Below are 13,696 nucleotides of genomic sequence, written 5' to 3' on the forward strand. Positions count from 1 at the left end.
CCCTTTTTAGGGATTGAATACTATCTATCAACAAAATATTTAAAGAAACATCTCATGTTACCAATCAATAAAACAATTAAAACAACCATCATCTGCTGTTTGGTTGTTATGGCCGGCATAACGGTTAAAGCACAAACCACTACTGTACCAACCTGGTGGTTTGGTGTATCCGGCGCTGCCAATTTTAACTTTTACGATGGCACCACCCAGCGGCTAAACAATTCATTAATAGCGCCTACTGCTTTTCATAAGGGCCATGATGTACGCCCTTATGGGTCTATTTTGATGGAATACCGCCCGGCAAGTGTGTTGGGTGTTATGCTTAACGTAGCTTATGATGGCCGCGGCGGTAAATTTAAAGATGTAGTGGCCCCCTGTAATTGCCCGGCTACTTTAGAAACCAACACCAGCTATATTGCTGTTGAACCAAGCCTGCGTTTAACGGTGCCTTCAACCGGCTTGTACTTTTTTGCCGGCCCAAGGGTTGCCTTTAATATCAGTAAAGATTTTGAGTATACCCAGCTTAGGCAACCTAATACAAATGGCCAGTTAAGCGCAATGCACAAAACCCTCATCTCGGGCCAGGTTGGTGCCGGTTACGATATTATGGTTTCGCCCGCAAGCAGCACTACCAAGGTAAGCATCTCGCCATTCGTTTCTTTTCATCCTTATTTTGGGCAGGAGCCGCGCAGTATCGAAAGCTGGTCGGTTACCACGTTACGCGCCGGTATAGCGCTTAAATTTGGTAAAGCTTCAAAAATTGCCCCTAAAGCAACAACAAGCGTACCCGCACCTATGCATGAATTTGTTTTTACAGTAACTGCACCAACAGCAGTACCTTTAAAACGCCAGGTGAGCGAAACACTGCCTTTGCGTAATTCGGTATTTTTTGATGAAGGATCAGCCCAGATACCGGCCAGGTATATTACACTTTCAACAGACCAGGCAATTACTTTCAAGGAACAGCAACTGCAAAACGAGCAGGCCGATAACATGGCCGGCCGATCGGCAAGGCAGCTGAATGTTTACCACAACATCCTGAATATTTTGGGCGATCGACTAAGATCAAACCCAGGCGCTGTAATTGTGCTAACCGGTGCATCGGCCCAAGGCCCTGCAGATGGTAAAGAACTGGCTCAAGCTGTTAAACAATACCTGGTTACCCAATATGCTGTTGATGCATCAAGAATAACCATTGCCGGCCGTAACAGGCCGCTTATTCCGTCAGAACAACCAGGCGGCACTAAAGAATTGGTATTGCTGCGTGCAGGCGATCGCCGGGTAGATATAACCAGCACTTCGCCCGAATTATTGACCGAGGTAGGCGGCGATATGATGAAGCCTGTTCAGATAAACGCCACACAAGCCAACCCGCTTGATAGCCAGGTAATTTTAAATATCGATAGTGCCAAACAGTTGCTTAAATCATGGTCGGTAGATGTTACTGATGATAAAGGTACCATTCAGCACTTCGGACCATTTATTGATGACCAGGCCAGCATTCCGGGTACAACTATATTAGGCAGCAACCCTTCAGGCGATTACAAAATTGTAATGACAGGCGAAACCCGCGCCGGTATGCCTGTAAGGAAAGAAAGCACTGTGCATTTGATACGCCAGGACGAAACACCAACCAAAGGCTTACGCTATAGCATCCTGTATGATTTTGACAGATCGAACGCTATTGTATCATATGATAAGTTTTTAACCGATGTTGTATCGGCTTCAATTGCTGATGGATCAACAGTTATTATCCATGGCCATACCGATAACATAGGCGAAGAAGACCATAACATGAAATTATCCAAAGCCCGCGCACTGGATGTGCAACACACATTGGAGCAGGCCTTAACTAAAGCCGGCAAAACCAATGTAAAATTCGAAACCATAGGATTTGGCGAAGATGCGGGCAACGCACCTTTTGAAAATAATTTAGTTGAAGAGCGGTTTTACAACCGAACCGTTATTATAGATATTATCCCTGTTAAATAACAATAAGCGATATAAATGAAAAAAGCAGCGGGGGGAATTCCGCTGCTTTTTTTGCGTTAAAGATGTCTTATTAATTCACCTTACTAAGCATCATATCTTCATTAGCCGCGGCGGATTTATAGGCTATCTTTAATTCACCGTTTACATCACTTTTTAAAACTTCGGCCTGTTTCCCGTTAACTTCAAGTTTATAACCGGTATTCGGGTTTAATTGATGTAAAACATAGGTAACTGGTTTAGCTGCCTGCTGATGCCATTCCATTTTACCGCCATCCCAGTTTTTTATATCGATGCTTAAATTACCTGCCGAAGCGGCATTCAAAGCAACAGCCGGGCTGGCGCCATTAAAGTACGACAACTGACCCTTGGTACTATTAAAACCGAAGCTTCGCCTGGCGGTTACCTTAAATTTCCCGTCGGCAACGGCATAGTTATCATTGTCGAGGTTAATGATTAGCTTTTTATCCCTGAACTTGTAATTCAAAATGGTGCCCGCAAGTTCGGGGGTTATATGCGGGTTGAGGTAAAAACGATTATACAAAGGATTGATACCATAAATGGCCTGGTACAAGCCTACTATGGCCAGGCTGTTGCCCGATAGGATATCGTCGCCAAGGCCATCTTGCTTTATCCTGCCATAACGCTGAAAAGCCAAACCATCTTTACCATATTGCTCCAGCACGTTGCGCACATATTTAAGGGCAAGGGCTGGTTTATATTCGGCATAAGCTTTTACCGCTATGGATCCCCATGATAAAAACAGGTCGCCATTTTCATAACTTGGGAAAGGATACTGTGAATCCTTGGCCTCGCCCGGCAGGTATGTTGTCATACATAACGGCCAAAAGAAAAGCTTTTCCTGCTGCATTTGTGTTTCAATATTATCCAGGATGGTTTGCTTGCGGGCATCGTTATCGCAAATATCATAAGCAATGGCCATAAAATTTACCGGTGTTACCATGTTGCGGCCATGCACACTTTTATCCTTATCAATCCAATAAGCGTAACAGCCTTTTTCCTGGTCCCAAAAACCACCTTCGGTAGTAGGCTTATTAAAGCTTTCTTTTAGTTTAGCTGCAAAGTTTTTATAGTAAGTTGCTTTGGCTTGGTTATGTAGTTGTTGCTCAATATCGGCCCATTTTACCAGCGCGTGGTAAAGCTTGGCGTTTACAAAAGCGTTTTCGTACGATGCCCAAACAATATCAATCCAATCGCTGCTACGTTTTTGAGCACGGTTGTCGTTCATCATTTCAACCAGCCCGTTGTTGTTATCGTCGCGTTTCAGTATCCAGTCTAAAACCTTTTCGCAGGATAGCTGGTGCCCCTTAACCCAGGTTTTATCGCCCGTCATATCATACAGCTCGGCAATGTTGGTCACCAGGTCCGGGTTCGAGTCCATGAGGGTGCCCCATTGGGCCTCGTAAAAGCCGTCGCTGTTAAACTGGTTGGGGCCGGCATCCTCATTGGTATAAGCCCAGCGCGAAAACACCCTGCCATCGGGTTTTATGGCATGATCTCGGTAATAGTCAAGGCAGGTTTCATCGCCCTTTAAATACTTCTCATCGCTTATAGCCAGGCCAAGCTGCGCTATATATTGCTCGTGCAGGCAAATGGGGCCATACGGCGTAGCCCAGCTGTTGCCGCCAAAATGCAGCGAATCAATTACCCCTATGCGGGCAATGGTATTCAGTACCGCCCCAACTTTGGCGCCATCAACACCATTAAATTTACCCCGGCCATACTTTTCATCAAAATTAAAATAGCTAAGGGTAATGCTTTGGCTGCTTGCCCCAGCGGCAAGGCTAAATGGCGCCCAAACATCGGTGCGCCCTCTTAAAAACCTGCGCCTTTGAGTATCGCTATCCTGCTTAAGCTCCATTTGCTTATTGCTTACACTTATGGTGTAAGCCAGTTTATCATCGGCAGTACGGCTATATTTCATGGCCACGTTTTTGCCCGGAGCAGCCACGGTAATATTTAAACCGTTGCCGGTTTTACTGTTCCAAAAATCAGATGAACGGGTGTGTACGCCGTAGGTACACAGTTTTTCGTTAAAAAGGTAAAACCAGGCCAGCCCGCCGTAGCCCTGGTAGGCGCCTTCCCATATATTTATATTATCAAAATTAAATACAGGCGCGGCAGATTCATTTACCTGCAATGGTTTGTTTGAACTTCGTTCAATTGTCCACCTGATGGCTTTATCGTTAATGGTAAAAGTCCAGTTTTCGGTTATGGTAAAGCTTTTATCGCCATAACTGATGTTGGTCAGCTTGTAAACATTGCCGGTTTTTACCAATACCGGCGTTTTTTTTAAATGCAGGGATGAATACGTTATGCCATTTATATTCACCGATGTAAATACACCATCGGCACTGCTTATTACTTTTTGCCCATTAACCACCAGCGAGGTGATACTTGCCTTGCCGCTATAATTGAGCACCATGGTCATTTTGGCATTGCCGATTTTTATTTCGGTTGCTAATGCGGCCGTTGACCAAAAAGCAACGGCGAGAAAAATTAAATTGATTTGGATTTTTTTGAATTGCATGATATCAGATGATGAGTGTTGGCGTTATGTCATCAAAATTAGCATATAAGTTTTAGGATGGAAATTTAATATACAGGTGGCGTGACGAAGGCAAAATAAGATCGTCAGCGGATGCCGCGCTCAAACAAAAAAGGCACAGTCCTAAAACCATGCCTTTTATATCAATGCAAACATCTTACGCCTTTAAATTTAAAATCGAGGCCCTTTTTTTATGTACATTTTACTTTAAACTTAAATCGGCAAGAAATTAAACATATGATGCTTCAGCCGTTACGTATTCTAAGCCATCGACAGGAAAGTAACCATTGACTTTCTACTTCTTGCTCGATTGCAATGATTGTTTTAACTCCTCTAGCGTATAGGGGGGATTTACCTTATGTAACATAGCGTGGCAATTGGGGCAAACCGGGCGTAAGTCCTTAATTGGATCTATTATACTTTCCTTAACAATAGACAACTGTTTCAAATGGTGTACATGGATATATCCTTCGCCAATTTCGCCATATATATCTTTGAAATTAAATCCACAAATGACACAGGAGTATCCATAGTAGTTTAAACATACTTTTCTCGCATAGGAACTTCTTTCATAAAAGGTTTGAGTAATTTGATATGCAGCCCCCTCAATGAATGTTTGTTTATCGTTAATGAAAGAAAACAAATTATTATTATTTAAGAAGTTATACCACTCCTTTTCCAACTTATCATTTTCCTTTATTAGAATGCCAGACCTGCGAGGTGTCCACTGTTGATCTTTTGATAGATATCTAAGATCTTTAATATCTAATATTTTTACTTTTTCAGAATTCAATAATACATCAAATTCAATAGTTACGCCAGGAACTTGTTTTCGCTTGCTCCAATGTAATATAGGGTGAGTATTGGAAACAATCTTACCCGAAGCAAAAATCCCTTTTACTTTTCCGCCACCAAGTTTAACGATAAACGCTCTGTCTCCAATATTCGTTTTAGAACTTTGGACACTCCATTCTATAGTTGCTCTTCCGGTAAACCTTAATTCATTAATCTTTGGAAGGAGTTCATCATTAAATGAAAAATTTTTAGGATTCTAACCAAATAAGAAAGCATTATTTTCAGTCATACAATAGGGTAACTACTTTCCTAAACTAATTAAACATAAAACAAAAAAGGCATAGTCCTAAAACCATGCCTTTTTCAATTTTGACTTTTTAATTTTTAATTTTGACTTAGTAACGGTAGTATTCCGGTTTAAACGGACCATCAACTGTTACGCCAATGTAATCGGCCTGGTCCTGGTCTAAAACTTCCAGCTCAACACCAATTTTGGCAAGGTGTAAGCGGGCAACTTTTTCGTCAAGGTGTTTGGGTAAAGTGTAAACTTCGTTTTTGTAAGCAGCACCGTTGGTCCAAAGCTCTAATTGAGCCAAAGTTTGGTTGGTGAACGAGTTACTCATTACAAAGCTTGGGTGGCCTGTTGCGCAACCTAAGTTTACCAAACGACCTTCTGCTAAAACGATAACATCGCTGCCATCAATGGTATATTTATCAACCTGTGGTTTAATCTCGATTTTGGTGTTGCCATAAGCGCCGTTTAACCAGGCCATGTCAATCTCGTTATCAAAGTGACCAATGTTACAAACAATAGCTTTATCTTTCAACGCGCGGAAGTGCTCTTCGCGAACGATGTTTTTGTTACCTGTGGCGGTAACAACAATATCAGCCTCTTTAATAGCAGTACCCAATTTTTTAACCTCAAAACCTTCCATGGCTGCCTGTAATGCGCAGATAGGGTCAATTTCGGTAACAATAACACGTACACCCGAGTTACGCAATGAATCTGCCGAACCTTTACCTACGTCGCCATAACCGCAAACAACAGCTACTTTACCGGCCATCATTACATCAGTTGCACGGCGGATGGCATCAACTAATGATTCGCGGCAGCCATATTTGTTATCAAATTTCGATTTGGTAACCGAGTCATTAACGTTAATTGCAGGCATTGGTAATGTACCGGCTTTCATACGCTCGTATAAACGGTGAACACCTGTAGTGGTTTCTTCAGATAAACCTTTGATATCAGCAATCAGTTCAGGGAAACGATCTAAAACCATGTTTGTTAAATCGCCGCCATCGTCCAATATCATGTTTAATGGTTTGCGGTCTTCGCCAAACCACAGGGTTTGCTCAATACACCAGTCAAACTCTTCGGCGTTCATACCTTTCCAGGCGTAAACAGAAGTACCAGCAGCAGCAATAGCAGCGGCGGCATGATCCTGGGTTGAAAATATATTACATGACGACCAGGTAACTTCGGCGCCAAGCTCAATTAAAGTTTCAATTAAAACGGCGGTTTGGATGGTCATGTGCAGGCAGCCGGCAATACGGGCACCTTTTAAAGGCTGGCTGGGGCCATACTCCTGGCGCAAAGCCATCAGGCCCGGCATTTCGGCCTCGGCCAGTTCAATCTCCTTGCGGCCCCATTCGGCCAGTGAAAGGTCTTTTACCTTGTATTTAACAAAAGCAGTTTCTACTGATGACATATCGTTTTCAATTTTGTGCAGCAAATTTAAATCATATCCCCGTTAAAATGAAATAGGCAGCAACGTAAGGGGTTATTTGTTGCCATAGGGCAAGTTGGCAGTGAGGGAACTGGCTCTAAAATTTAGCCGATTGATCCCCCTCAGGCTTATTTTGTCTTGATTCCTGATTCTTAACTCTTGATTCTATTTTACCACCCCCATGCTCAGCAATCCATTATAAACGCCGCCGGTTTCAACCAACAGGGTTTGGGTGGTTATGGTGCCGGTGATTTTGCCGGTGGCCCGTATTTCAAGGGATGAGGTTTGGATATCACCAGTTACTGTACCGTAAACTACAATCTCTTTGGTAATAATATTACCGGTGATAACGCCTTTTTCGCCAAGGATAAGGCCTTCATCAACTGTAACATCACCGGTTACCTGTCCGTCAATGCGGGCAAATGCCGGGGCCTTAAAATTGCCGCCAATTTCGCAGCCTTCACTTATCAGGGTTGATATGGATTGCAAATCGAGCGATACTTTATCTTTTTTACCGAAAATAGCCATAGTTACGTTATAGGTTGTACGTGATAAGTTTTACGTTTTGCATAAACAGGAAGCAAAAAAATATTGGAACGTATTACGTAAAACGTCCAACGTAAAACTTACTTGTTCAGTGTTAAAAAATTAACCGGGTTTACGGCTTTGCCGTGCCTGCGTACTTCGTAGTGCAGGTGCGCGCCGGTTGAGTGGCCGGTTGAACCAACAAGGCCAATCTCATCGCCAAGGTTTACTTCCTGCCCTACTTTTACTTTTATTTTAGATAGGTGCCCATAAACAGTCTGGATATCGTTAATATGCTGAATGCGGATGCAGTTGCCATAACCACCGGCCCAGCCTGCAAAAACAACCTTACCGCTTGCGGTACATTTCACCTCGTCGCCACGTTTGCCTTTAAAATCAATACCGGGATGAAATTCTGCGCTTGCACTGTCGAAAGGGTCGCTGCGGTACCCAAAAAACGAGGTAAATGAACTGATGCGGGGGTAGCCCATGGGGGTAAATGCAATGGTACCCATCAGGTGGTTAAGGTAATCGTTATACAGCGAGTATACTTCGCCATCATTTAACTTTTTACCTTCGGTGTTGTTATCGCCGCCAATTCCTTTGGTACTAAAGCCTTTTAAGCCCCTGCGGCGCAGGTAATCATTAATTGTTTTCAGTTTAACTTCAATCGATTGGATGTAACTTTGCGCGCTGCCTTGTTTAGCCTCGGCCGGCGCTGTCACCTGAGCAGGTACTGTGCCTTTTAATTTTACTATCTGGGCCATCAGCGCCTGTTTTTCAACTTCCTGCTGCTGGTTTTGCCATCTTAAATAAATAATGCCTCCTACCAAAACCAGTACAACCGACAGGATGCCAAGCGCGTAATGTTTAAGATTGTTAAGGTGTTTTGTTTTAATTTGTAAAGACCGTGTAGGCTGCTGGTTTTTATTAATAACAACAACGGTACTGATATCAGATGTCTTTTGTTTCATCAAAATCATAAATTAGGGTTGGCAATATAACGATAACATTGAATAAATCAATAGCCATTATAAACAAACGCCTTACGGACTGATGGTTATAATAAAGCTACATCGTCAGCATATTGTTATTATTGCGTTTTTTAAACGTATAGTGTTAATCATTTCTTATTTTTGCGGTTGATAAAAATTCAAAAAAAATAAACATACCATGTATCCAGAATATTTAGTTGCCCCCATGCGGGAAGATTTAACCAGGGTTGGTTTTGAGGAGTTGAAAGATGCCGAGGCAGTAAAAAACGCTATTGAAAGCGAAGGTACTGTATTTGTTATGGTAAATTCAGTATGTGGTTGCGCTGCCGCAAATGCACGCCCTGCCGCCAGGATTGCCGCCGCAAATGGAAAACATCCCGATAAATTAGTTACCGTTTTTGCAGGTATGGAAAAAGACGCCGTAGATGCTGCACGTAACTATATGTTGCCTTATCCTCCATCGTCACCGGCTATGGCTTTGTTTAAAGATGGCAAACTGGTACACATTATTGAGCGCTACCAAATTGAAGGCCGCCCTGCCCAAATGATTGCCGATAACCTGATTGGCGCTTTTGAGCAATACTGCTAATTTTAGGTGAAAGCCGAAAGGTTAAAGGCGAAAGGTAAAAGCTGAAAGGTTAAGGATGGTAAAGTCCACAATATTTTAAGCCTGCAAATAAAACGTTAAATAAAAGGCCCGGGAGATTTCAAATCCTCCGGGCTTTTTATTTTAATTATCTGCACATCTGTAATTTGAAATCTGCCCATTTTAAATCTGTCTTTTTTCATTCTCAAATCTTCAAATTACCAAATTTTCAAATTCCTTTCATCTGCACATTTGAAATCTGTAATCTGCACATTTAAAATCTGTCCTTTTTCATTTTCAAATTTTCAAATTACCAAATTTTCAAATTCCTTTCATCTGCACATTTGAAATCTGAAATCTGCATATCTGAAATCTGTCTTTTTTCATTTTCAAATCTTCAAATTACCAAATTTTCAAATTCCTTTCATCTGCACATCTAAAATCTGTCCTTTTTCATTTTCAAATCTTCAAATTACCAAATTTTCAAATTCCTTTCATCTGCACATTTGAAATCTGAAATCTGCACATCTATTTGGCATCGTTGATCTGTTTAATTGCATCTTCCGCCACTTTCACTGTTGCATCGTCATGCAGCTGCGCACGCTTTTCTTTAATGCTGGTTATAAATTTAATCGCGGGATCGCCAATACCCTGTGGTTTATATTTTATGCCAAAATCTTTAATCTGGCTGATGCCTTGCTGGGCGTACTCTGGTTTTTGAACACGACCTGCCATAGCGCTAAATTTATCGAGGGCGTTATATTTAGCTTGTGGCGCGGCTTCGTCAAATTGCTTGTACACAAATGCCCATTGGGCATCAGTTCCGCTGGTGGCGTAAACATCCATCATGGCTACAGTAAGGCCGCCTTTGTTATCAGCTTCATAATTTTTTGCCAGGTTCATGGCCAATGCCGGGTCGAGCAAATTAATGGCATTTAACGCAGCACCCTGTACAGCATATGACTGGCTGCTTAGTGCCTGTTTAAACAAATTCATATTACCTGATGCTTTAAGGCTACCCAACGCAGCGATAGCCTGGGCCTGCACCAATGTATTATCATCTGTTTGCGCCAGCTTGGCCAAAATAGGCTGCGCCGCGTTACGGATGGCATCATTATCCAGCTTAATTGTACGGATGGCTTTATCGCGCAAACCGTAATACTTATCATTCAAAGCCGCAATCAGAACTTTTTGCGCGTCTTTTTCGCCTTGCTTATCGGCAACTGCATTAATGGCTTCCAACCTATCCAGGTAAAGCGGCGCATTAAAATACTGGAAAGCAAATTCCTGCAAGGTTTTATGGTCAGTCTTTTTAACCAGCAGTATTTTATCACCATCAACATTCACCAGGTCGGGCTTTGATGCCAGTTTGAAGGTAAGCGTATCATTTTGATTGTTCATCCAAACTTTATGACGTATTTTTTTGCCACTTGCGTAAATATCAATAGCCATTGGCAGTTTAAATATCTGCCCGTCCTGGCTCTGCTGCAGGTAAACGGTTTGGGTTTTGGTAGCATCGTCCCATTTATAGCTAATGTCCAGTATCGGATGGCCGGCACCATAATACCATTGATTAAAGAACCAATTCAAATCCAGCCCGCTGGCTTGTTCAAGGGCTAAGCGCAATTGCTGAGCTTCGCCATTTTTAAAGGCATTGGTGGTCAGGTAAATATTCAGGCCTTTATAAAAAGCCTCGTTGCCTAAATAGTTGCGCAGCATATTTAATATGCGACCGCCTTTTTGATAGGTAACCACATCAAAAACATCCTCCTTATCGGCGTAATGAAAGCGCACCAGGTTTTTGGTACGTGCATCTGGCGAGCGCAGGTAGTTTTGCATATCAATATAGTTATGCTCGTCGGCTACATCGTGGCCATATTTATGCTCGGCCCAAAGTGTTTCGCTAAAATTGGCAAATGATTCGTTTACTGTTAGGTTGCTCCAGCTTTCGGCGGTTACATAATCGCCAAACCATTGATGAAAAAGTTCATGCACAATTGTGCTGCGGCCATCGTCATAGTAGGCATCTAACAGTTCGCGGTGGGTACCTTGCACATAAACGCCATGCAGGGTAGCAGATGTATTTTCCATTGCTCCGCTCACATAATCGCGAACCACAATTTGCGAGTATTTATACCAGGGATAATCAACCCCTAGTGTTTTGGAGTAAAACTCGATAGCCTCGGGTGTCATCCCAAAAATTTCTTTGGCGTACGGTGCATACTTAGGCTCCAGGTAATAGGTTACCTCTTTGTTGCGCCATTTATCTTTATAGATCTTAAAATCGCCAACGGCCATCATAAACAGGTACGGTGAGTGTGGCAAATCCTGTTTCCAGGTATCAGTTCGGGTACCATCGGCATTGTTTTTTTGCGATACCAGTTTGCCGTTTGATAGGGTTACGTATTTTGATAGCACCGTCATGCTAATCTCTTCGGTAGTTTTTTGGCTTGGCTTATCAATAGTAGGAAACCATGCCGATGAGCTTTCGGTTTCGCCCTGCGTCCATATCTGGGTTGGCTTATCCTTTTCTGTACCATCCGGGTTAATAAAATATAAACCTTTGGCATCGTTAATAGCTGCGCTGCCTTTTACTTTAAGCTCATTCGGTTTGGCCGTGTAATCAATGTAAATGGTGTAGCTTTCGTTATTACGGTAAACTTTATCCAGTTTAATAGCCACGCTCAAACTATCCTGATAAGTAAACTTTAGCGGTACGTTTTTACCGTTTTTTACAACAGCAATGGTTTTTAAGTCCATGCCTTTGGCATCTAAACGGAGTGTATCGGTAGGATAAAAATGTGGTTTTAACGTAACCCATTCCTTGCCGTACATATAACGTTTTTTGTAATCGAACCGAACATCCAATTTGGTGTGCACCAAATCGTTAACCTTACGGGGTGTTTCGCGGTAAATTTTAAGTGCGGGGTCTTCGGGCTGGGGCGTTTGCTGGGCCTGTGATGATGTAAACGTGGCAGACAAAGCCGCGGAAAGCAGTAGTGTAGATAATAGTTTCAAATCAGTCATATATGGTAAATAGTAAACAAACAGCAGCGAATGTATTATAAACTAATACACCCGCCGGGGGCAAAAGGTTTTGACCCTTAACGCACGTAAGACGCCCGGTACATATTAATGTTACCGTTACAAGAATTTATTTACCGTTATAAGCTGTATATTTTTCCCTCTTTCATGATAAAACTTACGTTTTTCATCGCTTTTATATCAAGTAAGGGGTCGCCGTCAACCGCAACAATATCGGCCGATTTCCCGTTGGCTATACTGCCAATTTTTGAGCTCATGCCCAGCAGATCTGCGGCGCTGCTTGTTGCCGATTTTATAGCTTCCATCGGCGTCATGCCACCTTCAACCATGTACTGAAATTCAATGTAGTTTTTACCGTGTGCGTATACTCCCGCATCGGTACCAAAGGCAATTTTTACCCCGGCTTTATACGCTTTGGTAAATGTTTGTTGTATCTGGGGGCCTATTTCAAGGGCTTTACGGGCAATTACCGGCGGAAAGAAACCAGGGATGCGGGCAGAATCGGCAACCGATTTTCCGGCGATGATGGTGGGTACATACCAGGTGCCGTATTGTTTGGCCAATTTAATATCTTCATCATCCATAAAGGTGCCGTGTTCTATCGAAGTTACGCCACCCAGTATGGCCCTTCGTATGCCTTCGGCGCCGTGGGCATGGCAGGCCACTTTAAGTCCATAATCTTTGGCTGTTTCCACAACTGCCTTTATTTCGTCAATGCTGAATTGCGCACCGGATCCATCCTCGCTTAAATCCAATACCCCGCCTGTAGATGCTATTTTGATTACGTCAGATCCGCGTTTAAATTGAAGCCTTACAGCTTTTATCAATTCGTCCCTACCATCGGCTACACCTTCATCTGGCCCTGGGCGGTGGTTAAAAGCATCGTCCCTGAACCCATCCGACGGATCCATATGGCCGCCACTGGCTGATATTGCCCTGCCGGCAGTTATTACCCTGGGTCCGTCAACCAAACCCTGCCTTATTGCCTTGCGCAGGCTTATGTTTACCCCTGAGCCACCAAGGTCGCGTACCGTAGTAAAGCCCGCCATGAGTGTGCGTTTGGCAAATACCGATGCCTGGTAAGCAATATCGGCATCGGTTAATGTAAAACCCTGGATAGCCGAATTTTTATTAAACTGAGATTCCAAATGTACATGGCAATCAATTAGCCCCGGCATTACCGTTTTATTTTGCAGGTTAACAATCTTGTCTGTTCCGGTTCCTGATATATACCCTTTTTGAATATCGACAATGGTTTTGCCTTCAACAACTATGGTTATTTGTGTTTGTGCGGCCGGCGAGGTTCCGTCGATCAATTTTCCGCATTGAATGTAAGTTTTCTGGGCCGATGCGGTTTCTGCAACAAAAAGAAGAAAAACGAAGAGGATGATTTTTTGCATATAAAGATGGGTTACCGTTACTTAAGCTAAAATATGATTATTTTTCACAAATCTGTATAGCT

9 protein-coding genes are annotated in these 13,696 nt (G+C 42.8%); 2 read left to right on the plus strand and 7 right to left on the minus strand.

Annotated elements, in window-relative coordinates; genetic code table 11:
• Positions 1 to 54 precede the first annotated feature (54 nt).
• Positions 55 to 1,992: an OmpA family protein gene (locus AC1DU2_RS15900; RefSeq protein ID WP_477385268.1), complete on the plus strand. Its 1,938-nt coding sequence runs from the start codon at positions 55 to 57 to the stop codon at positions 1,990 to 1,992.
• 70 nt (positions 1,993 to 2,062) lie between these two features.
• Here the strand turns inward: AC1DU2_RS15900 and AC1DU2_RS15905 are convergent, their stop codons facing one another.
• The 5 genes from AC1DU2_RS15905 to AC1DU2_RS15925 form a co-directional block, all read right to left on the minus strand.
• The gene (locus AC1DU2_RS15905; RefSeq protein WP_477385269.1) at positions 2,063 to 4,540 is read right to left on the minus strand and encodes an alpha-L-rhamnosidase-related protein; all 2,478 of its coding nucleotides are present in this window, start codon (positions 4,538 to 4,540) and stop codon (positions 2,063 to 2,065) included.
• Between the two features lie 313 nt (positions 4,541 to 4,853).
• Positions 4,854 to 5,351, minus strand: coding sequence for an HNH endonuclease (locus AC1DU2_RS15910; RefSeq protein ID WP_477385270.1), 498 nt, complete (start codon positions 5,349 to 5,351; stop codon positions 4,854 to 4,856).
• 397 nt (positions 5,352 to 5,748) lie between these two features.
• Positions 5,749 to 7,065: an adenosylhomocysteinase gene (ahcY, locus tag AC1DU2_RS15915; protein ID WP_477385271.1), complete on the minus strand. Its 1,317-nt coding sequence runs from the start codon at positions 7,063 to 7,065 to the stop codon at positions 5,749 to 5,751.
• 183 nt (positions 7,066 to 7,248) lie between these two features.
• The gene (locus AC1DU2_RS15920; RefSeq protein WP_477358838.1) at positions 7,249 to 7,611 is read right to left on the minus strand and encodes a bactofilin family protein; all 363 of its coding nucleotides are present in this window, start codon (positions 7,609 to 7,611) and stop codon (positions 7,249 to 7,251) included.
• Positions 7,612 to 7,709: 98 nt separating this feature from the next.
• Positions 7,710 to 8,582 carry a M23 family metallopeptidase gene (locus AC1DU2_RS15925; RefSeq protein ID WP_477385272.1) on the minus strand — a complete coding sequence of 291 codons (873 nt, stop codon included), beginning with the start codon at positions 8,580 to 8,582 and terminating at the stop codon, positions 7,710 to 7,712.
• 199 nt (positions 8,583 to 8,781) lie between these two features.
• Here AC1DU2_RS15925 and AC1DU2_RS15930 point away from each other — a divergent pair, with 199 nt between their 5' ends.
• Positions 8,782 to 9,192, plus strand: coding sequence for a BrxA/BrxB family bacilliredoxin (locus AC1DU2_RS15930; RefSeq protein WP_477358832.1), 411 nt, complete (start codon positions 8,782 to 8,784; stop codon positions 9,190 to 9,192).
• A 525-nt stretch (positions 9,193 to 9,717) separates the two neighbouring features.
• Here AC1DU2_RS15930 and AC1DU2_RS15935 read toward each other — a convergent pair.
• Both AC1DU2_RS15935 and AC1DU2_RS15940 read right to left on the minus strand, forming a co-directional pair.
• Positions 9,718 to 12,216 carry a M1 family metallopeptidase gene (locus tag AC1DU2_RS15935; protein ID WP_477385273.1) on the minus strand — a complete coding sequence of 833 codons (2,499 nt, stop codon included), beginning with the start codon at positions 12,214 to 12,216 and terminating at the stop codon, positions 9,718 to 9,720.
• 137 nt (positions 12,217 to 12,353) lie between these two features.
• Positions 12,354 to 13,634, minus strand: a complete 1,281-nt coding sequence (locus AC1DU2_RS15940) for a metal-dependent hydrolase family protein (RefSeq protein ID WP_477385274.1) — start codon at positions 13,632 to 13,634, stop codon at positions 12,354 to 12,356.
• Positions 13,635 to 13,696 lie beyond the last annotated feature (62 nt).

The organism is Mucilaginibacter sp. P4_C11 (assembly GCF_056402115.1).

What these genes read in the sequence shown, in the direction of transcription:
- AC1DU2_RS15930 (WP_477358832.1), top strand. Translation starts at nt 8,782, where the DNA reads ATGTATCCAGAATATTTAGTTGCCCCCATGCGGGAAGATTTAACCAGG.
- AC1DU2_RS15900 (WP_477385268.1), top strand. Translation starts at nt 55, where the DNA reads ATGTTACCAATCAATAAAACAATTAAAACAACCATCATCTGCTGTTTG.
- AC1DU2_RS15940 (WP_477385274.1), bottom strand. Translation starts at nt 13,634, where the DNA reads ATGCAAAAAATCATCCTCTTCGTTTTTCTTCTTTTTGTTGCAGAAACC.
- AC1DU2_RS15935 (WP_477385273.1), bottom strand. Translation starts at nt 12,216, where the DNA reads ATGACTGATTTGAAACTATTATCTACACTACTGCTTTCCGCGGCTTTG.
- AC1DU2_RS15905 (WP_477385269.1), bottom strand. Translation starts at nt 4,540, where the DNA reads ATGCAATTCAAAAAAATCCAAATCAATTTAATTTTTCTCGCCGTTGCT.
- AC1DU2_RS15925 (WP_477385272.1), bottom strand. Translation starts at nt 8,582, where the DNA reads ATGAAACAAAAGACATCTGATATCAGTACCGTTGTTGTTATTAATAAA.
- ahcY (WP_477385271.1), bottom strand. Translation starts at nt 7,065, where the DNA reads ATGTCATCAGTAGAAACTGCTTTTGTTAAATACAAGGTAAAAGACCTT.
- AC1DU2_RS15920 (WP_477358838.1), bottom strand. Translation starts at nt 7,611, where the DNA reads ATGGCTATTTTCGGTAAAAAAGATAAAGTATCGCTCGATTTGCAATCC.